Genomic DNA, 23,186 nt, shown 5'->3' on the forward strand with positions numbered 1-23,186 from the left:
CGGTACCCGGTCCCGGGGGCGGGGCTACCGGGTGAGCACGGCCTGGAGCCGTTCGGTCCGTGACTCGGCCGGGTCCTCCAGCGCCAGCACGCCGGCCAGCACCTCCGCCGACTGCGGATCGCGCAGCGCCGTCGCCGCGGCCATCGCCACGAACTGGTCCACCAGCCAGTCCCGCAGCTCGGCCACCGGCAGCGTGCGGCCCTCGTCCAGCCAGCTCAGCGACGCGCCCTCGACCACCGAGATCCACGAGCGCACCAGCAGCGTCAGCCGGGGCCCGGCCTCCCGCACCCCGAGGTGGCGCAGCGTCCGCCGGAGCGCCGCCCGCCGCACGTCGTCGACGATCGCCGAGGTCCGCGCCGTCTCCACCACCGAACCGCCCCGCAGCAGCGCCGAGTACCCGGCGTCGTGCTCGGCCACGAAGGTGAAGTAGCTGTCCAGCACGGCCGACAGCTGCTCGGTCGGCGTCCCGGCCGGCGGCACGGTGAACCGGCTGGTCAGCTCCTCCGCCGCGCTGCGCAGCGCGGCCTCGTACAACTGCTGCTTGCCGCCCGCGAAGTAGCGGTACACCAGCGGCCGCGACGCCCCCGCCGCCTCCGCGACATCGTCCAGGCTGACCTCCTCCGGCGGTCGCGAGGCGAACAGCTCCAGGGCCACCGAGATCAGCTGCTCCCGCCGCTGCTGCACCGGCAGCCTCCGGTACCCGCTACGACGCGGGCGGCCGTCGGAAACGGGCGGCGAGGGCGCTGGGCTGGCTTCCATGGCGGCCAGCGTAATGGGCCCCGCTCCGATCCGTTCCCGGCCTGCACCCCACTTCCGGAACGAACCCCGCCGCCACCCTCGCTTGCCCCGCACAGGAAGTCGGCCCCACCGACTTCCTGTGCGGGGTTCCTCCGGAGTCAGCAGGCGGCTTCGCCGGACGGCTCAGGCCGTCCGTGTCCGCTGTGCCCTGGCGGACGCGGGCCGGGGTCTGGCACTGCTCGTGCACGGGCAACACGCGAGCCGAGGGTGCCGGGCGGTGGTGGGGGAGGCGCCCACTATGGGGGGAAATGCCCGAACCGTCGACGAGGAAGCCCGGCCGGATGCCAGAGACGCCCACGCGTGCGAGCCTCGTCCGCCGGGTGCCGCGGGCGGTCGGGGGGTGGATCGGGTCGGCGCCGGGGACGTACCTCTGGCTGCTGGTGCTGGCGGCCACCAGCTTCGTCGTGGCGCGGATGAACCCGGCCAGGCTGCACTGGTTCCTGGCGGCCCGGTCCACCAATCTGGACCAGTTGCGCTCGCACCCGGTGCACGCGCTGATCGCCAGCGCGATCTGGACGGAGCAGGCGAGCTTCCTCTCCTACTTCGTCCTCTTCAGCCTCTTCCACGCCAACGCCGAACGCTGGCTGGGCACCTGGCGCTGGTTCACGGTCGCCGCGACCGCGCACGTCGGGGCCACCTTCGTCAGCGAGGGGATAGTCGCCTGGGGCATCACCAGCGGCCGGCTGCACGACAGTCTCGCCCGCACCGTGGACGTCGGCGTCTCGTACGCGCTGGCCGGGGTGGCCGCGGTGCTCACCTACCGGTTCGCCGGCCGCCTGCGGTGGCTGTACGGGGGCGGGGTGGTGGTCTTCTACCTGGTGCCGCTGATCACGTCGCACACCTTCACGGATCTCGGACACTTCTGCGCGGTGCTGATCGGCCTCTGTTTCCGGCCCTTCGCGCGCGGACGGCCCACCTGGGATCCGGGCCTGCTCCGGCAGTGGTGGCGGGCCCGGCGGTCCGGAGCCTGAACCGGGCCGGTCGAGGCGGCGCGTAAGGGACTTGCAATCGGCCCGGGCCGCGAAATGATGTCCGAATGGTTGAAGAACTGATCAGCTCCGACGGCACCACCCCACGCCGTATCGCCGATGCCTACGTCCAGGCCCTTGCCGTGCTCGACCCGCTGACGGCGGTGTACCTGGGCCTCCACCCCGATGACGACCGGCTGCCCGACCTCTCCCCGGCCGGTGACGAGGCGGTCGCCGAACTGGGCCGCCACACCCTTGCCCGGCTCGCCGAGGCCGAGCAGGCCGGCGCCGCCGAGGACGAGGCCGAGCGCCGCTGCGCCCGGCTGCTGCGCGAGCGGCTCACCGCCGAACTGGCCGTCCACGACGCGGGCGAGAACTTCCGTGCGGTCCGCAACATGGGCTCGCCGGTGCACAACGTGCGCGAGGTCTTCACCCTGATGGCCACCGACACGGAGCAGCAGTGGGAGGTGCTCGGCCGCCGGCTGGCCCGGGTGCCCGTCGCGCTGGCGCAGTACCGCGAGACCCTCACCGAGGGCATCGAGCGCGGCCTGCTCTCCGGCCCCCGCCAGGTCACCACCGTGGTGGGGCAGATCGGCGAGTGGCTGGAGGGGGAGCAGCCCGGCGGCTGGTTCGGCGAGCTCGTCCAGGACGCCCCGGAGGGCCTGCGCGCGGGCCTGTCCGAGCACGCGGTGGCCGCGGCCGGGGCGCTGGCCGAACTGCGCGACTGGCTGCGCGACGTCTACGGGCCGGCCGCCGCCGACGCCCCCGACACCACCGGCCGTGAGCGCTACGGCCGCTTCGTCCGCTACTGGACCGGCGCCGACCTGGACCTGGACGAGGCGTACGGCTGGGCCTGGCAGGAGTTCCACGACCTGCTGGCGCAGATGCGGGTGGAGGCCGAGAAGGTGCGGCCCGGCGCCACCCCGATGGAGGCGATGAAGTGGCTGGAGAGCGACGGCCCGGCCATCCAGGGCGCCGAGCCCGCCCGTGAGTACCTCCAGGGCCTGATGGACCAGGCGATCGCCGACCTCCAGGGCACCCACTTCGACCTGGCCGAGCCGATCACCCGGGTCGAGTCGATGATCGCCCCGTCCGGCAGCGCCGCCGCGCCGTACTACACCGCGCCCTCGCTGGACTTCACCCGCCCCGGGCGGACCTGGCTGCCGACCATCGGCCGGGAGGCGTTCCCGGTCTGGGACCTGGTCTCGACCTGGTACCACGAGGGCGTTCCCGGCCACCACCTCCAGCTGGCGCAGTGGAACTACGTCGCGGACCGGCTCTCCACCTACCAGGTCAGCATCGGCGGGGTGAGCGCCAACCTGGAGGGCTGGGCGCTCTACGCCGAGCGCCTGATGGACGAGCTGGGCTACCTCACCGACCCCGGCCACCGGCTCGGCTACCTCAACGCCCAGATGATGCGGGCGCTGCGGGTGATCGTGGACATCGGCATGCACGTCGGCCTGGACTTCCCCGCGGACTCCCCGTACCGGCCGGGCGAGACCGTCCTGCCGGACGCCGCCCGGGAGTTCTTCGGCCTGTACTGCGGGCTGTCCACGGACTTCCTGGACAGTGAGCTGGTCCGCTACCTGGGCATGCCGGGCCAGGCGATCGGCTACAAGCTGGGCGAGCGCGCCTGGCTGCGCGGCCGGGCGGCGGCGCAGGCGGCGCACGAGGCGCGGGGCGAGGTGTTCGACCTCAAGGCCTGGCACATGGCCGCGCTGTCGCAGGGCTCGCTGGGCCTGGACGACCTGGTCGCGGAGCTGACCGCGCTGTAGGCACCGGTTCCGGCCGGAAGCGCCCGGGCCCCGGCGGTCACACCTGATGACCGCGGGGCCCGTGGGCCGGAGGGCGGCCTCGTCCTCCGGCCCGGGGCTCTGGTCCCTCCGACCCCGGTGACCTGGTTCTTTTGTCCCATTCCTATGGATTTGGCGGGATTTTTCCTTGCCATTCCCTGCCATGGGCGTTTGGCTGGAAGACGACTGCGCGACCTCTCCGTACCCGTCCGGAAGGCTCTCCAGTGTCTTCGCACCCTGCCACCGGTCGTGAGGCGGCGGACAGCCGCCGATGGTGGGCCCTGACGGTCATCGCCATCGCCCAGCTCATGATCGTCCTCGACGCCACCATCGTGAACATCGCTCTGCCGTCGGCCCAGCGGGACCTCGGCATCTCCGATGCCAACCGGCAGTGGGTGATCACCGCCTACACGCTCGCCTTCGGGGGCCTGCTGCTCCTCGGCGGCCGGCTCGGCGACCTCTTCGGCCGCAGACGCGTCTTCACCGTCGGCCTGATCGGCTTCGCCCTCGCCTCCGCGTTCGGCGGCTCGGCGTCCGGACCGGCGATGCTGTTCGGGGCCCGCGCCCTGCAGGGCGCCTTCGGCGCGCTGCTGGCCCCGTCGGCACTGGGACTGCTCTCCACCACCTTCACCGATCCCAGGGAGCGCGGTACGGCCTTCGGCGTCTTCGGCGCGATCGCCGGCGGCGGCGCCGCGATCGGCCTGATCCTGGGCGGCCTGCTGACCGAGTACCTGGACTGGCGCTGGTGCCTGTTCGTCAACACCCCGATCGCCGCCGCCGCGGCCTTCGCCGCCTCCTACGTCCTCACCGCCGACCACATCGGCAAGGGGCACCGGGTCAGACTGGACCTGCCCGGCGCGGTGCTGGGCTGCGGCGGCCTGCTGGCCGTCGTCTTCGGCATGTCCGAGGCCGTGACCAGGGGCTGGGGCAACGGGCTGGTGCTGAGCGCGCTGGCGCTGGGCGTCGTCCTGCTGGTGGTCTTCGTCCTGGTCGAGAGACGCACCAGACACGCGCTGCTCCCGCTGCACATCATCGCCGACCGCAACCGCGGCGGCGCCGCCCTCTCGATCGGCCTGACCATGATCGGGATGTACGGGCTGTTCCTCTTCCTCACCTACTACCTGCAGGTGATCAAGCACTTCTCGCCGGTGCTGTCGGGCCTCTCCTTCCTGCCGATGACGGTCTCCATCGTCGCCACTTCGACCGGCTTCTCGGCCCGGATGACGACCAGGGTGCCCACCAGGAACCTGGTCGCCTCGGGCCTGGTGATCGCGGCGGGCGGGATGGCCTGGCTGACCCGGATGACGGTGGACAGCCCGTGGGCCGGCACGGTGCTGCCCGCCGAACTGCTGCTCGGCTTCGGTATGGGCATGGTGTTCATGCCGTCGACGAGCCTGGCCACCCTCGGCGTCGCCCGGAACGAGGCCGGCGCGGCGTCGGCCACCATCAACTCGGCCCAGCAGGTGGGCGGCTCCTTCGGTACGGCGCTGCTGAACACCATCGCGGCCAGTGCCACCGCGAGCTACCTCGCCACCCGGATCGCCGCCGACCCGCGGGTCCGGGCGCAGGGCGCGGTGCACGGCTATGTGACCGCCACCTGGGTGGCGACGGGCGTCCTGCTGCTCGCGGCGCTGGCCGCGTTCCTACTGATCAACCACCGCCCGGCGCCCGGCGAGGCCACGAGGGCGGTCGGTGTCGGTGCGGTCGGTGCCGGTGCCAGCGCCAGCGCCGCGACGCGTGCCGAGGCGGGCGCGCGGGCGCGGGTCACGGCGCGGGAGACGGACGCGAGCGCCAAGGCGGGGGCGGTGACGCCCACCGGGAGACAGCGGGCCTCCTGAAAGTTGCCGCAAGGTCTTGCAGCCGGGCTCCGGGGCCTGCTTGACTCCTGGGCACCGTCCAGGACCAAGGAGGCGCCGCCGTGCCGGACCCCGAGCCGTTCGAGTTCGACCTGCTCGTCGTCGGCGGCGCCGGCGTCGACACCATCGTCCGGGTCGACCGGCTCGAAGTCCCGCCCGGCGAATCGCAGCAGGTCGGGCCCGTCCGCGACTACGTCGCCCACACCGGCAACGGCGTCGCCCTCGGCGCCCACCACCTCGGCCTGCGCACCGCCTTCATCGACTACCTGGGCGACGACCCGCAGGGCCGGCTGGTGCTCGCCGAGTACGCCCGCCAGGGCCTGACCTTCGCCCACCTCGTCTCGCCGCACGGCACCCCCCGCGCGGTCAACCTGGTGGACGCCGCCGGTCGGCGCTTCTCCTTCTTCGACGCCCGCCACCCCGCCGACCTGCGGCTGCCGCGCTCGTTCTACCTGCCGTACGTCGAGCGCAGCCGGCATGTGCACCTCTCCATCACCGGCACCAACCGCGCCATGTACGGGGATCTCCACCGGCTCGGCCGCACCACCTCCACCGACCTGCACGACTGGGACGGCCGCGAGCCGCACCACCGGGACTACGCGGTCAACTCCGACCTGGTCTTCCTCTCCGTGGCCGGCTGCCGGGGCCGGCACGAGGAGGTGATGCGCGGAATCCTCGCCGAGGGCCGGGCCACCGCCGTGATCGCCACCGCCGGCGCCGAGGGCTGCCACCTGCTCACCCGCGACGCCCCGCCGCGCCACCTCCCGGCCGTCGACCCGGGCCGCCCGGTGGTCGACACCAACGGTGCGGGCGACGCCTTCGTCACCGGGTTCCTGCACGCCTGGTTCCAGGGCCGCCCGCCGCTGGACTGCGCCCGGGCGGGCTCGGTGGCCGGGGCCTTCGCCTGCACCACCGCCGGGACGCACACCGCGTTCATCACCCCCGCCGAACTGGCCGCGGCGCCGGCCGGTCCGGTGGGCCAGGGCGGCGGTGCCGGGGGCGCCGGCGGCGCCGGACGTCCGGCGGAGTGACCTATTTCTCATCCGGCTCCCAGCCGCGCATAACACCCTTCCCAGCTCCACCCGCCATAGTCGGACCGTACTCGCGCCGACCCCCGAGGCAGGAGCAGAGCAGGTATGGGCCAGCACCGCCGCCGTAACCGCCGCCGACGCCTTCTGGCCCCCGTCCTGTTCACCGCTCTCGCCGCCCTCACCGCGGCGACGGTGGTGGCGGGCACCCACGGTGTGACCTCCGAGGCGACGGCCGTCGGCAGCCCGCCCCCGGCGGTCACGGCCCCGGCCGACCCGCCGCCCGCCGCCCCGTCGACCGCCGGGGACCCGCCGTCCCCCACGACGGAGCCCACCCCCACGGCGGAGCCCACCCCCTCGGACGAGGCCTCGGCCGAGGACCCGTCGCTCCTCGCCCGCGCGTCCGCGCCGACCGCCGCGCCGACCACGGTCAGGGCCGGCACCACCGCCGAGGCCCAGGCCACCCCCGAAGCGGCCACCGTGGGCGCCCTGTTCAGCGGCGGGGTCGGGCCCGGCAACCACTTCTGCACCGCCAGCGTGCTGCACAGCCCGACCGGCAACCTGCTGCTCACCGCCGCCCACTGCCTCGGCGGTGCCGACGGCGTCACCTTCGCCCCGGGCTACCACAACGGCACCGCCCCGTACGGCACCTGGCGGGTCACCGCCGTCCACACCGCCGCCGGCTGGTCCCAGAACGGCGACCAGGACGAGGACTTCGCGATCCTGGAGACCGCCCCCAGCAACGGCCGGCGGATCGAGGACGTGGTCGGCGCCAACCAGCTCGGCACCGACGAGCCCTTCGGCTCCGCCGTCCGCCTCTACGGCTACCCCGCCGACTCCGAGGCCCCGATCCTCTGCGCCAACACCACCGGCCGCGAGTCCGCCTACCAGCGCGTCGTCGACTGCCCCGACTACCCGGGCGGCACCAGTGGCGGCCCCTGGATCAGCACCGCCACCGGCCACGTCATCGGCACCATCGGCGGCTACCAGCAGGGCGGGGACACCTCCGACACCTCCTACAGCGCCTACTTCGACCACACCGTCGCCGACCTCTACACCGAGGCCGAGGCGGCGGCCTCCTGAGCCGGCCGCCCGGCCCGCCGTCACAGCCCGCCATCCCCGGCGGCCGGCCCGGCGGACGGCCGCCGGGCGGGGCACGGGGCCGGTACGGCCCGGAACATGACGAAGGCCCAGATCCGTGGATGAACTCCACTGACCTGGGCCTCTGTTGCACTTCTCGCGAAGTGCCCCCGGCAGGATTCGAACCTGCGCACCCGCCTCCGGAGGGCGGTGCTCTATCCCCTGAGCTACGGGGGCCTGCTTGGTGTCTTCGCGTTCGCTCCGACGTGGAGAACATTACCAGGCCCGGGGCGTGCTCCGTGCACGGGTTTCGCCGACGGGTGATCGGCCGGTCGATCGGGCGGCGGGGAGCGGGGAGCGGAAGCGGAAGTGGCGAAAGGCCGGACGGGGCGCGGGGCGCGCCGATACCCTCGGTGAGGTGTCTGGAGAGTCCGGGCGGGTCCTCGTGGTGGACGACAGCGAGGCGATCCGCCAGCTGATCAGGGTCAATCTTGAACTCGAGGGCTTCGAGGTGGTGACCGCCGCCGACGGGGCCGAGTGCCTGGAGGTGGTCCGCCGGGTGAAGCCGGACGTCGTGACGCTCGACGTGGTGATGCCACGGCTGGACGGTCTGCGCACGGCGGCCCGGCTGCGGGCGGCGCCGGGGACGCGCCGGCTGCCCATCGCGATCGTCAGCGCCTGCACGCCGGCCGATCTCGATCTGGGGGAGTCGGTCGGGGTGGACGGCTACCTGGGCAAGCCCTTCGACCCGGCCGATCTGGTGGCGCTGGTGCGGCGGTTGATGGTGCTGGGCGGGACACCGGGCGGATTTCGCCCTGAGCGAACAGATCGGACGGATCGTGGCTGACACCCCCGCCGCCACGGCGGCCGGGTGTCTCAACCGGTAAACCGGGTGGCGGGCGGGCACCCCGTCTCGCCTACGCTTGGCGTCGTGACCCCCGCAGAACTTTCCCAGGCAGTCCAGGCCGCAGTGAGCGCCGCCGTCGAGGCGGGCGAGCTGGCCGTCGCCGTGCCCGAGCACGTGACGGTCGAGCGACCCAAGAACAGGGACCACGGCGACTACGCGACGAACGTGGCCCTCCAGCTCGCGAAGCCGGCCGGCAAGCCGCCGCGAGCCGTGGCCGAGCTGGTCGCCGCCCGTCTGCGAGAGCTGCCCGGGGTCGCCGGGGTCGACATCGCCGGGCCGGGCTTCCTGAACATCACCTTCGACGCCGCCACCCAGGGCGAGCTGGCCCGCACCATCGTCGAGGCGGGCGCGGAGTACGGCCGCAACGAGGCGCTCAGGGGTCTGCGGATCAACCTGGAGTTCGTCTCCGCCAACCCGACCGGCCCGATCCACATCGGCGGCGTCCGCTGGGCCGCCGTCGGCGATTCGCTGGCCCGCGTGCTGAAGGCCTCCGGCGCCGACGTCACCACCGAGTACTACCTCAACGACGCCGGTGTGCAGATCTCCAAGTTCGCCGCCTCGCTCCAGGCCGCCGCCAACGGGCGCGAGGTGCCCGCGGACGGCTACGTCGGCGAGTACATCGGCGACATCGCCAAGGCGATCACCGACGGCGTCCCGGGCGTGCTCGACCTGCCCGGGGACGAGCAGCTCCAGGTCTTCCGCACCGAGGGCCTCAAGCTCATGGTGGCCGAGATCCAGCGCTCGATGGACGAGTTCGGCACCCACTTCGACACCTGGTTCTCGGAGAAGTCGCTGCACGACTCCGGCGCCATCGAGCAGGCCATCGAGCGGCTGCGCGAGCAGGGCCACGTCTTCGAGCGGGACGGCGCGATCTGGCTGCGCACCACCGACTTCGGTGACGACAAGGACCGCGTCCTGATCAAGGCCGACGGCGAGACCACCTACTTCGCCGCCGACGCCGCGTACTACCTCTCCAAGCGGGACCGCGGCTCCGAGGTCTCGGTGTACATGCTGGGCGCGGACCACCACGGCTACGTCAACCGGCTCAAGGCCATCTCGGCCTGCGCGGGCGACGACATGGACCGCAACATCGAGGTCAGGATCGGCCAGTTCGTGAAGATGCTTCGCGACGGCGAAGAGGTCCGCATGTCCAAGCGGGCCGGCAACATCATCACCATCGACGACGTCGTCGACTGGATCGGCGTGGACGCGGCCCGTTACACCCTGGCGCGCTCGTCCACCGACTCCACCATCACGCTCGACATCAACGTGCTGACCAGCCAGACCAACGAGAACCCGGTCTACTACGTCCAGTACGCGCACACCCGGATGTGCGGAGTGGCGCGCAAGGCCGCTCAGCTCGGCGTGGACAAGGGCGCGGCGGAGGACTTCAAACCCGAGCTGCTCTCCACCTCGTGGGAGAACGACATCCTCGGCGCCCTCGGCGAGTTCCCGCGCGTCCTGGCCACGGCCGGCGAACTGCGCGAGCCGCACCGGGTCGCGCGGTTCCTGGAGGACCTCGCGGGCAAGTACCACCGCCTGTACGAGAACTGCATGTTCCTGCCGAAGGGCGACGAGGAGCTCACGGACACGCACCGGGCCCGCCTCTGGCTGGTCGAGGCCACGCGAACGGTCACGGCCAACGGCCTCACGCTCCTGGGCGTTTCGGCGCCCGAGCGGATGTAGCACCACCCCCAAGCGCGCAGCGGGGGCGGCGGACGGTCGACGGAGACCGTCGCCGCCCCTCGCCATAGGTCAAGGACGAGAAGACAGATGAGCCGCTCCGCACACCCCGCAGGTCCCCGCCACGGCGACGTGCTGCCCGAGGGCCACTACCAGGCGCCGCCGAGCGACCTGAACGCGCTCGACCCGAAGGTCTGGTCGAGGACCGTCACCCGGGACGCCGAGGGCGTGGCCACCGTCGGCGGCATCGACGTCAAGCGGCTGGCCGCCGAGTTCGGCACCCCGGCGTACGTGCTGGACGAGGAGGACTTCCGGGCCCGGGCGCGCGCCTGGCGGGAGGCCTTCGGCACCGAGGCGGACGTGTACTACGCCGGCAAGGCGTTCCTCTCCAAGGCCGTCGTGCGCTGGCTGCACGAGGAGGGCCTGAACCTGGACGTCTGCAGCCCGGGCGAGCTGGCGGTGGCGCTGGCCGCCGGGATGCCGGCGGAGCGGATCGCGCTGCACGGCAACAACAAGTCGGTGGCCGAGCTCGAACACGCGGTGAAGACCGGTGTCGGCCACATCGTGGTGGACTCCTACGAGGAGATCGAGCGGCTGGCGGCGATCGCGGCCCGGCACGGCGTCCGGCAGCAGGTGCTGATCCGGATCACGGTCGGTGTCGAGGCGCACACCCACGAGTTCATCGCCACCGCGCACGAGGACCAGAAGTTCGGGCTCTCGCTGACGGGGGGCGCCGCGGCCGAGGCGGTCCGCCGGGTCCTGGCCCACCGGAGCCTCGAACTGCGCGGCATCCACTCGCACATCGGCTCGCAGATCTTCGACACGGCCGGCTTCGAGGTCGCCGCCCGCCGGGTGGTCGGCCTGCTCGCCGAGATCCGCGACGAGCACGGCGTCGAGCTGCCCGAGATCGACCTCGGCGGCGGCCTCGGCATCGCGTACACCAGCGAGGACGACCCGCGCGAACCGGCCGAGATCGCGGCCGCGCTGGCCGAGATCGTCCGCCGCGAGTGCGCCGCCGCCCGGCTGAGCGCCCCCCGGCTGAGCGTGGAGCCGGGCCGGGCGATCGTCGGCCCGACGGCGTTCACGCTGTACGAGGTCGGCACCGTCAAGGCGCTGGAGGGCCTGCGCACCTACGTCAGCGTGGACGGCGGCATGTCCGACAACATCCGTACCGCGCTCTACGACGCCGAGTACTCGGTCGCCCTGGTGTCGCGTTCCAGCGACGCCGAGCCGATGCTGGTCCGCGTGGTGGGCAAGCACTGCGAGTCCGGCGACATCGTCGTCCGGGACGCCTTCCTGCCGGCCGACCTGACCGCGGGCGACCTGATCGCGGTGCCCGCCACCGGCGCGTACTGCCGCTCGATGGCGAGCAACTACAACCACGCCCTGAAGCCTCCCGTGGTGGCCGTCAAGGACGGTTCGGCCCGGGTGATCGTCCGGCGCGAGACGGAGGAGGATCTCCTGCGTCTCGATATCGGATGACGAAATCCTTGTCTCAGATCATGGAACGACCGTAGATCCGTGCGGAAAGTCCCGGAGACTGGAACAGACCGAAGGTCCGGCGGACCCCCGAAACCCCGCCGGAACTACCGAAGCACGATGAATGCAGAGCGGAGTCGGATGATGCGTACGCGGCCGCTGAAGGTGGCGTTGCTGGGCTGTGGTGTGGTGGGCTCCGAGGTGGCGCGCATCATGACGACGGACGCCGCCGACCTCGCCGCGCGCATCGGCGCGCCGGTCGAGCTCGTCGGCATCGCGGTCCGCCGGGCGGGCCGGGCCCGCCCGGGCGTGCCCGAGGACCTGATCACCACCGATGCCGAGGCCCTGGTCAACCGGGGCGACATCGATGTGGTGATCGAGGTGGTGGGCGGTATCGAGCCGTCCAAACACCTCATCCTGTCGGCGTTCGAGCAGGGCGCCTCGGTGGTCAGCGCGAACAAGGCGCTGCTCGCCAAGGACGGCACCGAACTGCACGCCGCGGCCGCCGAGGCCGGGGTGGACCTGTACTACGAGGCCGCGGTGGCCGGCGCGATCCCGCTGCTGCGCCCGCTGCGCGAGTCGCTCGCGGGCGACCGGGTCAACCGGGTGCTCGGGATCGTCAACGGCACCACCAACTTCATCCTCGACAAGATGGACAGCACCGGCGCCGGCTACTCGGAGGCGCTGGAGGAGGCCACCGCGCTCGGCTACGCCGAGGCGGACCCGACGGCCGACGTCGAGGGCTTCGACGCCGCCGCCAAGGCCGCGATCCTGGCCGGCATCGCCTTCCACACCAAGGTCACCGCGGCGGACGTCTACCGCGAGGGCCTGACCGAGGTGACCGCCGCCGACATCGCCTCCGCCAAGCGGATGGGCTGCGTGGTCAAGCTGCTGGCGATCTGCGAGCGGGCGGCGGACGGCGAGTCGGTCACCGCCCGGGTCCACCCGGCGATGATCCCGCTCTCGCACCCGCTCGCCTCCGTCCGCGAGGCGTACAACGCGGTGTTCGTCGAGGCCGAGGCGGCCGGCCGGCTGATGTTCTACGGCCCGGGCGCGGGCGGCGCGCCGACCGCCTCCGCGGTCCTCGGCGACCTGGTCGCGGTCTGCCGCAACAAGCTCGCCGGCGCCACCGGCCCCGGCGACTCGGTGTACACCCGGCTGCCGGCCAAGCCGATGGACGAGGTGGTCACCCGGTACCACGTCAGCCTGGACGTGGACGACCGCGCGGGCGTGCTCGCCCAGGTGGCGTCCACCTTCGCCGAGCACGGCGTCTCCATCGACACCGTGCGCCAGCAGGGCCGCGACGGCGACGCCTCGCTCGTCGTGGTCACCCACCGTGCCACCGACGCCGCGCTGTCGGCGACGGTCGACAAGCTCCGCGCGCTGGACAGCGTGCGGGACGTGGCCAGCATCATGCGGGTTGAAGGGGAGTAGGAAGCACCATGAACGCAGCGATCGCCCGAGGCGCGCACACCCACCAGTGGCGCGGCCTGATCGAGGAGTACCGCGACCGTCTGCCGGTCAGCGCCACGACTCCCGTGGTCACCCTGCTGGAGGGCGGCACGCCGCTGGTCCCCGCCCAGGTGCTCTCCGAGCGCACCGGCTGCGACGTCTACCTCAAGGTGGAGGGCGCCAACCCGACCGGCTCCTTCAAGGACCGGGGCATGACGATGGCCATCTCCAAGGCCAAGGAGGACGGCGCCCAGGCGGTCATCTGCGCCTCCACCGGCAACACCTCGGCCTCCGCCGCCGCCTACGCGGTGCGCGCCGGGATGGTGTCGGCGGTGCTGGTGCCGCAGGGCAAGATCGCGCTCGGCAAGATGGGCCAGGCGCTGGTGCACGGCGCCCGGATCCTTCAGGTGGACGGCAACTTCGACGACTGCCTCACCCTTGCGCGTGAACTGTCCGAGAAGTACCCGGTGGCGCTGGTCAACTCGGTGAACCCGGTCCGGATCGAGGGCCAGAAGACGGCCGCGTTCGAGATCGTCGACATGCTCGGCGACGCGCCCGACATCCACGTCCTCCCGGTCGGCAACGCGGGCAACATCACCGCCTACTGGAAGGGCTACCGCGAGTACGCCGCGGACGGCCTGAGCACCCGCAAGCCGCGGATGTGGGGCTTCCAGGCGTCCGGCTCGGCCCCGATCGTGGACGGCGCCCCGGTGCTCAAGCCGCAGACCATCGCCACCGCGATCCGGATCGGCAACCCCGCCTCCTGGGACTTCGCCCTCGCCGCGCGCGACGAGTCGGGCGGCCTCATCGACAAGGTGACCGACCGTCAGATCCTCTCAGCCTACCGGCTGTTGGCCTCTCAGGAGGGCGTTTTCGTGGAGCCCGCCTCGGCCGCCTCGGTGGCCGGCCTGCTGGCCAAGGCGGAGGCCGGCCTGGTCGACCCGGGCCAGCGGATCGTCTGCACGGTGACCGGCAACGGCCTCAAGGACCCGGACTGGGCGGTGGCCGGCGCGCCGCAGCCGCAGATCGTCCCGGTCGACCCGGAGGCGGCCGCCCAGCGGCTCGGCCTGCTGGACTGACCGGCGGACCCACGGGCGCACGGTGGGCCGACCCTTTCGAGGGTCGGCCCACCGCCGTTCCCGGCTGACACTTTTGTGTCAATTTCATGGCGCTTTCCGACGCCATCGCCGCATGTATTCCGGCCAGAAGCGGCAACACACCAGATCGAAGGCCTACGGGGTGTACCACTGTGGAACCTGTCTTCGATACTCTGGGTCCGGCCGTGTGGCACATGCCCCGGGTCCGGCCCCTGTGCGGGCCGCACCAACGACTGTGACCGCCCGCCCCGGCCGGGGCCCGCGGCCCCTCCCCACCCTCGCACCGACGCGCTTCGCGCCGCCCGATTTCCCCAGGAGAGTCCACCGCATGGCCGGTCCTGCGTTCCGTGCCGCCGCCGTCCGGGTCCGGGTCCCCGCGACCAGCGCCAATCTCGGCCCCGGTTTCGACGCCTTCGGACTCGCGCTGGGTCTGTACGACGACGTGGTCGTCCGGGTCTCCGACTCCGGGCTCTCCGTCGACATCGCCGGCGAGGGCGCCGACACCCTGGCCCGCGACGAGCGCCACCTGGTGGTCCGCTCGATGCGGGCCGCCTTCGACCGGCTCGGCGGCCAGCCGCGCGGCCTCGAGGTGGTCTGCGCCAACCGGATACCGCACGGCCGCGGCCTGGGCTCGTCCTCCGCCGCGATCTGCGCCGGCATCGTGGCCGCCCGCGCCGTCACCATCGGCGGCCCGTCCGCCCTGGACGACGACGCGCTGCTGGTCCTCGCCTCCGAACTGGAGGGCCACCCGGACAATGTCGCGGCTTGCCTGCGTGGCAACTTCACGGTGGCCTGGACGGACGAGGAGTCGGCCAGGGCCGTCACCCTGGAGCCGTCCGACCGGGTCGTCCCGGTGGTGTTCGTCCCGGCCACCGAGGTGCTCACCGAGACCGCCCGCGGCCTGCTGCCCAAGACCGTTCCGCTGGCCGACGCCGCCGTCAACGCGGGCCGCGCCGCGCTGCTGGTGGAGGCCCTGACCCGGCGGCCCGAGCTGCTGCTCGCCGCCACCGAGGACCGGCTGCACCAGGACTACCGGGCCTCCGCGATGCCGGACAGCGCCGCCCTGGTGGGCGCGCTGCGCGCGGAGGGGATCCCCGCGGTGATCTCCGGCGCGGGGCCGACCGTCCTCGCGCTCACCGACGAGGCGGGCGCCGACAAGGTGCTGGCGTTCGCCGGTGACCACGGCCACGGTGGCGGCCCGGCGTTCGCCGCCCACCGGCTGGAACTCGACCGGGCCGGGGCCGCGGTGCTCCCGCTCGACGTCTGAGCACGTCGTCCGCGGGGCCCGGTCCGGCACGGCCGGAGCCGGGTCCTCCGGACACGATTGGTAAGCGCAAGGCTGGGGAATGTCTGAGGGGGTCGGTAGTGTTAACCTCATTGCTGCACCAGGTGCCCTCCGGGGCTCGGTGCGCCGCGTCCCGATCCCAGCACTCCGCTCACGCGGAGTCCCGGCGATATCCGGGGCGACGATTCTCCGGGAGCCCACCGCAGCGCGTACGCAGCCTGCCTGCGCACATGCGGCCGCATCCCGAAGCCGTGATGGCACCTGACTCCCACCCGCGGCCTCCCACCTAGAGGCGAGGACGGGCGGAGCACGGGCCGCTGTCACGCGACGGGGGCCCGGGATTCGCAGGCAACAGCGCAGGTCGGCACTCGACCGCGCCACTCAGCACCACCGTGCTTCACGCACCGCACCTCGCAGCTCTCCCCCGACGGGCCAACCGCCATTCGGGGGATCACCGCCTCGGACCGACGCAGTCGAGCGTTGGTCAGGACAGCACAACCGGTCGCCGAGCCAGACAGGCCGACGTCCGCTCCAGGGAAGGACCCTTAGTGAGCGACACCACCGATCTGATGGGCGCGCGCCCGGACGCCGAGGCGCCGGACGCAGCCGCCGCCCCCGCGGCCCCGGCCCGGCGCCGTCGCACCGCCGCCGCGGGCCTGGACGGCCTCGTCCTGGCCGAGCTGCAGAAGCTCGCCTCGACGCTCGGAATCAGCGGCACGGGACGCCTGCGCAAGAGCCAGCTGATCGAGGCCATCAAGGAGAAGAGCGGCGGGGACCCGCTGCTCGCGGCCGGCGGCAGCACCGCCGCCCCGGCCGCCAAGCGCGCCGCCAAGGCCGCTCCGGCCGAGGCCGCCGCGCAGGCCGAGCCGGCCGAGAAGCCCGCCCGTCGCAGCCGCGCCGCGCAGGCCGAGGCCCCGGCCGCCGAGGCGCAGGCCGCCCAGATCGAGATCCCGGTCCAGGCCGCCGCCGAGACCGCCGCGCCGGCCCGTGCCGAGCGCACCCGCCGCCGGGCCACCTCGGCCGCCGGCGCGCCGGTCGCCGAGACCGCCGAGGCGCCCGCCGCGGTCGCCACCGAGGCCAAGCAGGCCGAGGCCCGCCCGGACGCCACCCGCACCTTCGAGGGCCGCGAGGAGGGTCGTACCGAGACCCGCCGCGACCGCCGGGACCGCCGGGACCGCCGCGAGGGCGGCGAGCGCGACGGCCGTCAGGAGGGCGGCGAGGCCCAGGCCGGCCAGGACGCCGACTCGCGCGAGTCGCGTCGCGACCGCCGCAACCGCCGGGACCGCACCGACCGCCAGCCCGCGCAGCAGGGCCAGCAGCAGAGCGCCCAGAGCGACGGCCAGCAGAGCCGTCAGGGCGGCCAGCAGGTCCAGCCGCAGGTGCAGCAGGGCGGTTACGACGACGACGAGTTCGGCGACGGTCGCCGGGGCCGTCGTGGCCGCTACCGTGACCGCCGGGGCCGTGGCACCCGCCGCGAGGGCTTCGAGGCCGGCGTGGTCGAGCCGCAGGTCGGCGAGGACGACGTGCTGATCCCGGTCGCGGGCATCCTCGACATCCTCGACAACTACGCGTTCGTGCGCACCTCCGGCTACCTGCCGGGCCAGAACGACGTCTACGTGTCGCTCGCCCAGGTCCGCAAGAACGGCCTGCGCAAGGGTGACGCCATCACCGGTGCGGTGCGCCAGCCGCGTGACGGCGAGCGCCGCGAGAAGTTCAACGCCATGGTGCGGCTGGACTCCGTCAACGGCATGGACCCGGAGAGCGGTCGCGGCCGCCCCGAGTTCAACAAGCTGACCCCGCTGTACCCGCAGGACCGGCTGCGCCTGGAGACCGACCCGGGCGTGCTGACCACCCGGATCATCGACCTGGTGTCGCCGATCGGCAAGGGCCAGCGCGGTCTGATCGTCGCGCCGCCGAAGACCGGTAAGACGATGGTGCTGCAGGCGGTCGCCAACGCGATCACCCACAACAACCCCGAGTGCCACCTGATGGTCGTCCTGGTCGACGAGCGTCCGGAAGAGGTCACCGACATGCAGCGGTCGGTGAAGGGCGAGGTCATCTCCTCGACCTTCGACCGCCCGGCGGAGGACCACACCACCGTCGCCGAGCTGGCCATCGAGCGTGCCAAGCGCCTGGTGGAGCTGGGCCACGACGTGGTGATCCTGCTGGACTCCATCACCCGCCTCGGCCGTGCCTACAACCTGGCGGCGCCGGCCTCCGGCCGCATCCTGTCCGGTGGTGTCGACTCGACCGCGCTCTACCCGCCGAAGAAGTTCTTCGGCGCCGCGCGCAACATCGAGAACGGCGGCTCGCTGACCATCCTGGCCACCGCGCTGGTCGAGACCGGCTCGCGCATGGACGAGGTGATCTTCGAGGAGTTCAAGGGCACCGGCAACATGGAGCTCAAGCTCGACCGGAAGCTCTCGGACAAGCGCATCTTCCCGGCCGTCGACGTCGACGCCTCCAGCACCCGCAAGGAGGAGATCCTGCTGGGCAGCGAGGAGTTGGCCATCGTCTGGAAGCTCCGCCGGGTGCTGCACGCGCTGGACTCGCAGCAGGCGATCGAGCTGCTGCTGGACAAGATGAAGCAGACCAAGAGCAACGCCGAGTTCCTGATGCAGATCGCCAAGACGACCCCCGGGTCCGGCGACTGACCGCACTCGGGTCACTCGTGAACACGGAACCCCGGACCGCGCGAGCGGTCCGGGGTTCCGTGTTTGTTCCAGGGTTGGGACACATTGAGCCTTTTGGATCATGTTGTCCGATTTACTCTGGACCGTATGGCCGAGCACAAGAGGGTTCCGAGTCGCCGCCGCAAAGTCCTGCGGTCGGTCGCGTGTGCGTTCGCCGCGCTCGTCGTGCTCGGCGTCGGGGCCGCCGGCTACGCCTACGTGAAGTTCAACGGCAACCTCAAGAGCGTCGACATCGACGCCCGGCTGGGCACCGCACGGCCCCCGGCCGCGACCGACGGCTCGTTCAACCTCCTGGTGCTGGGCTCGGATTCACGGGCCGGCGCGAACGGCGGCCTGGCCGGCGGGGACACCGGCGACACGGCCCGCTCGGACACCGCGATGGTGGTCCACATCAGCCAGGACCACTCGCGCGCCGAGGTCGTCTCGATACCGCGTGACACCCTGGTCACCCGCCCCGACTGCACCGACTCCACCGGCAGGCCCGCCCCGGGCGCCAAGCGCGCGATGTTCAACAGCGCGTACGAGACCGGCGGGGCCGCCTGTGCGGTCAGGACCACCGAACAGCTCACCGGGCTGCGGATGGACCACTACGTCGAGGTCGACTTCGTCGGCTTCGCCCACGTCGTGGACGCGATAGGCGGGGCCACCGTGACGACCACGGTGGCCATCCACGACAAGGACAGCGGGCTGGACCTCCCGGCGGGGGAGCACCACCTCAACGGCGAGCAGGCGCTGGCCTTCGTCCGTACCCGGCACGGCGTCGGCGACGGCAGCGACCTCGGCCGGATCGAACTCCAGAAGCAGATGGTGCGCTCGCTGCTCCAGCAGGCCGGCGGGATCGGGCTGTTCGGCAACCCGGTCAAGCTCTGGTCGGTCGGCGACACCCTCACCCGCAGCATCACCACCGACTCGGCACTGGCCTCGGTGAACTCCCTGGTGGGGCTGGCCCAGGAACTCAAGGGCATCGGCCCCGACCAGCTCAGCATGGTCACCCTGCCGGTGGTGACCGCCCCCGGCGACCTCAACCGGGTGGTCGAGCAGCAGCCCCAGGCCGATCAGCTCTGGGCCGCCCTGAAGGCCGACCAGCCGCTCCCGCAGGCCATCGTGGCGGACCAGCCGCAGAACCCGGCCCAGGCCGCCCCCACGGCCCCCGCGAAGGCCCCCACGGCCCCTGCGAAGGCTCCGAAGGCCCCGGCGGGCGGCGGAGCGGGCGCCACCGCGAGCCGCTAGGACGCGCCCGGAATATCCCCGGACCGGACCCGGTTTGGGAAGAAGCGGCCGGTCCTGGCAGACTGGTCCGTCGGTCCCGGTTCACGTGCGGCATTCAAGTCGCCGACCCGGTGCCCTCCCGAACACTAGGAGAACCCCTTGAAGCCCAACGTTCACCCCGAGTACGTGGTCACCCGTGTGACCTGCACCTGCGGCAACGAGTTCACCACTCGCTCGACCGAGGCCAGTGGCGAGATCCGCGCCGAGGTCTGCTCGCAGTGCCACCCGTTCTACACCGGCAAGCAGAAGATCCTCGACACCGGTGGCCGCGTGGCCCGCTTCGAGGCCCGCTTCGGCAAGCAGCACAGCGCGAAGGCCTAGCGCTCCCTCGGCGCCGGTCTCCGACGCCCCCGTACTCGTTCCGGGGGCGTCGGGGGCCGGCGCCGTTCGCGTCCCACGGTGCTCGCGCGCCCCCACACCACCGGATCTCACGGGAAGGAGGCCACTCCATGTTCGAGGCAGTCGAAGAGCTCCTCGCCGAGCACGCCGACCTCGAAACGAGGCTGGCCGACCCCTCGGTCCACGCCGACCAGGCGAACGCCCGCAAGCTGGCCAAGCGGTACGCCGAGCTGACCCCGATCACCCGCGTCTACCGCGCCTGGAAGCAGACCGGTGAGGACATCGAGGCCGCTCGCGAACTCGCCGCCGAGGAGCCGGAGTTCCTCGCCGAGGTGAAGGAATCCGAGGCCCGCCGCGAGGAGCTGACCGAGGAGCTGCGGCTGCTCCTCGTGCCGCGCGACCCGAACGACGACAAGGACGTCATCCTGGAGGTCAAGGCGGGTGAGGGCGGCGAGGAGTCCGCGCTGTTCGCCGGCGACCTGCTCCGGATGTACCTGCGCTTCGCCGAGCGGGTCGGCTGGAAGACCGAGATCATCGACTCCAACGAGTCCGACCTCGGCGGCTACAAGGACGTCTCGGTGGCCGTGAAGACCAAGGGCAGCACCGAGCCCGGCCACGGCGTCTGGGCCCGGCTGAAGTACGAGGGCGGTGTGCACCGCGTGCAGCGCGTCCCCGCCACCGAGTCCCAGGGCCGGATCCACACCTCCGCGGCGGGCGTGCTGGTCACCCCCGAGGCCGAGGAGGTCGAGGTCGAGATCGTCGCCAACGACCTGCGGATCGACGTCTACCGCTCGTCGGGCCCCGGCGGCCAGTCGGTCAACACCACCGACTCCGCCGTCCGGATCACCCACCTCCCGACCGGTATCGTGGCCTCCTGCCAGAACGAGAAGAGCCAGCTGCAGAACAAGGAGCAGGCCATGCGTATCCTGCGTTCGCGGCTGCTGGCCGCCGCGCAGGAGGAGGCCGAACGCGAGGCCTCGGACGCGCGCCGCAGCCAGGTCCGCACGGTGGACCGCTCCGAGCGGATCCGGACGTACAACTACCCCGAGAACCGCATCTCGGACCACCGCACGGGCTTCAAGTCGTACAACCTGGACCAGGTCCTGGACGGCGACCTGAACGCGGTGATCCAGTCCTGCGTCGACGCGGACGCGGCGGCCAAGCTCGCCACGGCCCAACAGAACTGAGACCGGCAGCCAGGCCGGAGCGCAGAAACAAGAGGTCGTACGGATGAACCTGCTGCTCGCCGAGGTGGCCCAGGCCACCCAGCGGTTGGCCGCGGCCGGCGTACCGTCGCCGCGCTTCGACGCGGAGGAACTCGCCGCACACGTCCACAACGTGAAGCGCAGCCAGCTGCACACGGTCAAGGACGCCGACTTCGACGCCCGCTACTGGGAGGCCGTCTCCCGCCGGGAGGCGCGCGAGCCGCTGCAGCACATCACCGGCCGGGCGTTCTTCCGCTATCTGGAGCTGGAGGTCGGCCCCGGGGTCTTCGTGCCCCGCCCGGAGACCGAGTCGGTCGTCGAGTGGGCCATAGACGCCGTCCGGGACATGGACGTCGCCGAGCCGCTGGTGGTCGACCTCTGCTCCGGCTCCGGCGCCATCGCCCTCGCCCTCGCCCAGGAGCTGCCGCGCTCCACCGTGCACGCCTTCGAACTGGACGAGGGCGCGCTGCGGTACACCCGGCGCAACATCGAGGCCAGCTCCGACCGGGCCCGCGTCACCCTGCACGCCGGTGACGCCACCCGGGCCTTCGAGGACGACCGCTCCTGGGACGGCCGCTTCGACCTGGTGATCTCCAACCCGCCGTACATCCCGCTCACCGAGTGGGAGTACGTCGCGCCGGAGGCCCGCGACCACGACCCGCAGATGTCGCTGTTCTCCGGCGAGGACGGGCTGGACACCATCCGCGGCATCGAGCGGGTCGCCGCCCGGCTGCTGCGCCCGGGTGGGGCCGTGGTGATCGAGCACGCCGACACCCAGGGCGGCCAGGTGCCGTGGATCTTCAACGAGGAGGGCGGCTGGACGGACGCAGCCGACCACCGCGACCTCAACAACCGCCCGCGCTTCACCACGGCGCGCAAGGCATCGCTGTAATGAGCAATCTCGGAAGGGGACCGCACCGATGAGCCGCCGCTACGACTGTGCCGACACCGGGGACCGCGCCACCGGCCTGCGCGAGGCCGCCTCGGCCATCCGCCGCGGCGAACTCGTCGTGCTGCCCACCGACACCCTCTACGGGGTCGGCGCCGACGCCTTCTCGCCGGAGGCCGTCGCCGCCCTGCTGGCCGCCAAGGGCCGGGGCCGCAACATGCCCTCGCCCGTGCTGGTCGGCTCGCCGACCACCCTGCACGGCCTGGTCACCGACTTCTCCGAACAGGCCTGGGAGCTGGTCGACGCCTTCTGGCCGGGCGGGCTCACCCTGGTCGCCCGGCACCAGCCCTCGCTGCGCTGGGACCTCGGCGAGACCCGGGGCACCGTCGCCGTCCGGATGCCGCTGCACCCGGTCGCGATCGAGCTGCTGAACACCACCGGCCCGCTCGCCGTCTCCAGCGCCAACAGGACCGGCGGACCGTCCCCGAGCACCTGCGACGAGGCCCAGCAGCAGCTCGGCGACGCCATCTCCGTCTACCTGGACGGCGGCCGGGCCGACCACGCCACCGCCTCCTCGATCGTCGACGTCACGGGCAAGGTCCCGGTCCTGCTGCGGGCCGGCGCGATCAGCGCCGAGCAGCTGAGGGAGGTCGTCCCCGACCTGGAGGCCGGCAGTTGACGGCCGCCTCCCTCCATGCCGGGCCCGGCATATCGCCGTACCTGAGCGTGGGCCCGCGGCCGCTGGACCACTTCCGGATCCTGTTCGTCTGTACCGGCAACATCTGCCGCTCGCCGATCGCCGAGCGGCTCACCCGGCGTGAGCTGGACACCCGGCTCAGCCCCCGGGTGGCCGGGCGCATCCTGGTGGAGAGCGCCGGCACCTGGGGCCACGAGGGCGCGCCGATGGAGGAGCACGCCGCCACGGTGCTGGACGAGTACGGCGCCGACAGCGGCGGCTTCGCCGGCCGCGAGCTGCTGGACGAGCACGTGGTCGAGGCCGACCTGGTGCTCACCGCGACCCTCGACCACCGCGCCCAGGTGATCTCGATGGGCCACGAGGCGGGCCTGCGCACCTTCACCCTGAAGGAGTTCACCCGCCTGGTGCGGACGATCGACCCGGGCACCCTGCCCGACCCGCGTCGCGGCGCCGACGTCACCGAGCGTGCCCGCGCGCTGGTCCGGGCCGCCGCCGCGCTGCGCGGCTGGCTGCTCGCCGCCAGCCCGGAGTCGGACGAGGTGCACGACCCGTACGGCGCGCCGATCGGGATGTTCCGCAACTGCGGCGAGGAGATATTCCACGCGGTGGACCCGGTGGTCACCGCGCTCACCGGAGTGCCCGCGCGGGTGTGAAACAGGGGCCGGGGC

The 23,186-nt window shown here is 72.7% G+C and carries 19 protein-coding genes and 1 tRNA gene; 18 read left to right on the top strand and 2 right to left on the bottom strand.

Annotated elements, in window-relative coordinates:
- Positions 1–24 precede the first annotated feature (24 nt).
- Positions 25–759 (bottom strand): TetR/AcrR family transcriptional regulator, encoded by a 735-nt coding sequence (locus ACIO5D_RS25485; RefSeq protein ID WP_400654587.1) that lies wholly within the window; start codon positions 757–759, stop codon positions 25–27.
- A 320-nt stretch (positions 760–1,079) separates the two neighbouring features.
- Here ACIO5D_RS25485 and ACIO5D_RS25490 point away from each other — a divergent pair, with 320 nt between their 5' ends.
- The 5 genes from ACIO5D_RS25490 (at position 1,080) to ACIO5D_RS25510 (ending at position 7,526) form a co-directional block, all read left to right on the top strand.
- On the top strand, positions 1,080–1,769 hold the full coding sequence (locus tag ACIO5D_RS25490; RefSeq protein ID WP_363604774.1) for a rhomboid-like protein: 690 nt from the start codon (positions 1,080–1,082) through the stop codon (positions 1,767–1,769).
- Positions 1,770–1,834: 65 nt separating this feature from the next.
- Positions 1,835–3,541: a DUF885 domain-containing protein gene (locus ACIO5D_RS25495; protein ID WP_400798040.1), complete on the top strand. Its 1,707-nt coding sequence runs from the start codon at positions 1,835–1,837 to the stop codon at positions 3,539–3,541.
- 242 nt (positions 3,542–3,783) lie between these two features.
- Positions 3,784–5,397 carry an MFS transporter gene (locus ACIO5D_RS25500; protein ID WP_400798042.1) on the top strand — a complete coding sequence of 538 codons (1,614 nt, stop codon included), beginning with the start codon at positions 3,784–3,786 and terminating at the stop codon, positions 5,395–5,397.
- A gap of 80 nt (positions 5,398–5,477) precedes the next feature.
- Positions 5,478–6,446: a carbohydrate kinase family protein gene (locus ACIO5D_RS25505; protein ID WP_363604777.1), complete on the top strand. Its 969-nt coding sequence runs from the start codon at positions 5,478–5,480 to the stop codon at positions 6,444–6,446.
- Positions 6,447–6,551: 105 nt separating this feature from the next.
- The gene (locus tag ACIO5D_RS25510) at positions 6,552–7,526 is read left to right on the top strand and encodes a trypsin-like serine peptidase (protein WP_400798045.1); all 975 of its coding nucleotides are present in this window, start codon (positions 6,552–6,554) and stop codon (positions 7,524–7,526) included.
- A 162-nt stretch (positions 7,527–7,688) separates the two neighbouring features.
- Here the strand turns inward: ACIO5D_RS25510 and ACIO5D_RS25515 are convergent.
- Positions 7,689–7,760: transfer RNA gene (locus ACIO5D_RS25515), tRNA-Arg, on the bottom strand.
- Positions 7,761–7,941: 181 nt separating this feature from the next.
- On the opposite strand from ACIO5D_RS25515, the gene ACIO5D_RS25520 reads away from it, so the two are divergent.
- The 13 genes from ACIO5D_RS25520 to ACIO5D_RS25580 all read left to right on the top strand — a co-directional run bounded on the left by ACIO5D_RS25520 (position 7,942) and on the right by ACIO5D_RS25580 (position 23,171).
- Positions 7,942–8,370, top strand: a complete 429-nt coding sequence (locus ACIO5D_RS25520; protein WP_363604780.1) for a response regulator — start codon at positions 7,942–7,944, stop codon at positions 8,368–8,370.
- Between the two features lie 84 nt (positions 8,371–8,454).
- The gene (gene argS, locus ACIO5D_RS25525) at positions 8,455–10,116 is read left to right on the top strand and encodes an arginine--tRNA ligase (RefSeq protein WP_400654596.1); all 1,662 of its coding nucleotides are present in this window, start codon (positions 8,455–8,457) and stop codon (positions 10,114–10,116) included.
- Between the two features lie 87 nt (positions 10,117–10,203).
- Positions 10,204–11,595 (top strand): diaminopimelate decarboxylase, encoded by a 1,392-nt coding sequence (gene lysA, locus ACIO5D_RS25530; protein ID WP_400654599.1) that lies wholly within the window; start codon positions 10,204–10,206, stop codon positions 11,593–11,595.
- Positions 11,596–11,733: 138 nt separating this feature from the next.
- Positions 11,734–13,026 (top strand): homoserine dehydrogenase, encoded by a 1,293-nt coding sequence (locus tag ACIO5D_RS25535; protein WP_363604783.1) that lies wholly within the window; start codon positions 11,734–11,736, stop codon positions 13,024–13,026.
- Between the two features lie 8 nt (positions 13,027–13,034).
- Complete coding sequence (gene thrC / locus ACIO5D_RS25540) at positions 13,035–14,123, top strand: threonine synthase (protein ID WP_363604784.1); 1,089 nt, start codon at positions 13,035–13,037, stop codon at positions 14,121–14,123.
- 346 nt (positions 14,124–14,469) lie between these two features.
- A complete protein-coding gene (gene thrB / locus ACIO5D_RS25545) occupies positions 14,470–15,408 on the top strand; it encodes a homoserine kinase (RefSeq protein WP_400758382.1) in 939 nt (312 codons plus the stop codon).
- Positions 15,409–15,974: 566 nt separating this feature from the next.
- On the top strand, positions 15,975–18,080 hold the full coding sequence (rho, locus tag ACIO5D_RS25550; RefSeq protein ID WP_363604787.1) for a transcription termination factor Rho: 2,106 nt from the start codon (positions 15,975–15,977) through the stop codon (positions 18,078–18,080).
- A gap of 126 nt (positions 18,081–18,206) precedes the next feature.
- On the top strand, positions 18,207–19,349 hold the full coding sequence (locus ACIO5D_RS25555; RefSeq protein ID WP_363604788.1) for an LCP family protein: 1,143 nt from the start codon (positions 18,207–18,209) through the stop codon (positions 19,347–19,349).
- A 138-nt stretch (positions 19,350–19,487) separates the two neighbouring features.
- Positions 19,488–19,709: a 50S ribosomal protein L31 gene (rpmE, locus tag ACIO5D_RS25560; protein WP_363604790.1), complete on the top strand. Its 222-nt coding sequence runs from the start codon at positions 19,488–19,490 to the stop codon at positions 19,707–19,709.
- A gap of 128 nt (positions 19,710–19,837) precedes the next feature.
- Positions 19,838–20,914: a peptide chain release factor 1 gene (gene prfA / locus ACIO5D_RS25565; protein WP_400654605.1), complete on the top strand. Its 1,077-nt coding sequence runs from the start codon at positions 19,838–19,840 to the stop codon at positions 20,912–20,914.
- A 43-nt stretch (positions 20,915–20,957) separates the two neighbouring features.
- Positions 20,958–21,824: a peptide chain release factor N(5)-glutamine methyltransferase gene (gene prmC, locus ACIO5D_RS25570; RefSeq protein WP_363604793.1), complete on the top strand. Its 867-nt coding sequence runs from the start codon at positions 20,958–20,960 to the stop codon at positions 21,822–21,824.
- A gap of 28 nt (positions 21,825–21,852) precedes the next feature.
- Complete coding sequence (locus ACIO5D_RS25575; RefSeq protein ID WP_363604794.1) at positions 21,853–22,500, top strand: L-threonylcarbamoyladenylate synthase; 648 nt, start codon at positions 21,853–21,855, stop codon at positions 22,498–22,500.
- A 29-nt stretch (positions 22,501–22,529) separates the two neighbouring features.
- Entirely contained in the window at positions 22,530–23,171 is a 642-nt protein-coding gene (locus ACIO5D_RS25580; protein ID WP_363604907.1) for a protein-tyrosine-phosphatase, read from the top strand.
- Positions 23,172–23,186 lie beyond the last annotated feature (15 nt).

It is taken from the genome of Kitasatospora sp. NPDC087315 (assembly GCF_044744345.1).
Lineage (GTDB): Bacteria > Actinomycetota > Actinomycetes > Streptomycetales > Streptomycetaceae > Kitasatospora.

What these genes read in the sequence shown, in the direction of transcription:
- ACIO5D_RS25485 (WP_400654587.1), bottom strand. Translation starts at nt 759, where the DNA reads ATGGAAGCCAGCCCAGCGCCCTCGCCGCCCGTTTCCGACGGCCGCCCG.
- ACIO5D_RS25490 (WP_363604774.1), top strand. Translation starts at nt 1,080, where the DNA reads ATGCCAGAGACGCCCACGCGTGCGAGCCTCGTCCGCCGGGTGCCGCGG.
- ACIO5D_RS25495 (WP_400798040.1), top strand. Translation starts at nt 1,835, where the DNA reads ATGGTTGAAGAACTGATCAGCTCCGACGGCACCACCCCACGCCGTATC.
- ACIO5D_RS25510 (WP_400798045.1), top strand. Translation starts at nt 6,552, where the DNA reads ATGGGCCAGCACCGCCGCCGTAACCGCCGCCGACGCCTTCTGGCCCCC.
- lysA (WP_400654599.1), top strand. Translation starts at nt 10,204, where the DNA reads ATGAGCCGCTCCGCACACCCCGCAGGTCCCCGCCACGGCGACGTGCTG.
- ACIO5D_RS25535 (WP_363604783.1), top strand. Translation starts at nt 11,734, where the DNA reads ATGATGCGTACGCGGCCGCTGAAGGTGGCGTTGCTGGGCTGTGGTGTG.
- thrC (WP_363604784.1), top strand. Translation starts at nt 13,035, where the DNA reads ATGAACGCAGCGATCGCCCGAGGCGCGCACACCCACCAGTGGCGCGGC.
- thrB (WP_400758382.1), top strand. Translation starts at nt 14,470, where the DNA reads ATGGCCGGTCCTGCGTTCCGTGCCGCCGCCGTCCGGGTCCGGGTCCCC.
- ACIO5D_RS25555 (WP_363604788.1), top strand. Translation starts at nt 18,207, where the DNA reads ATGGCCGAGCACAAGAGGGTTCCGAGTCGCCGCCGCAAAGTCCTGCGG.
- prfA (WP_400654605.1), top strand. Translation starts at nt 19,838, where the DNA reads ATGTTCGAGGCAGTCGAAGAGCTCCTCGCCGAGCACGCCGACCTCGAA.
- prmC (WP_363604793.1), top strand. Translation starts at nt 20,958, where the DNA reads ATGAACCTGCTGCTCGCCGAGGTGGCCCAGGCCACCCAGCGGTTGGCC.
- ACIO5D_RS25575 (WP_363604794.1), top strand. Translation starts at nt 21,853, where the DNA reads ATGAGCCGCCGCTACGACTGTGCCGACACCGGGGACCGCGCCACCGGC.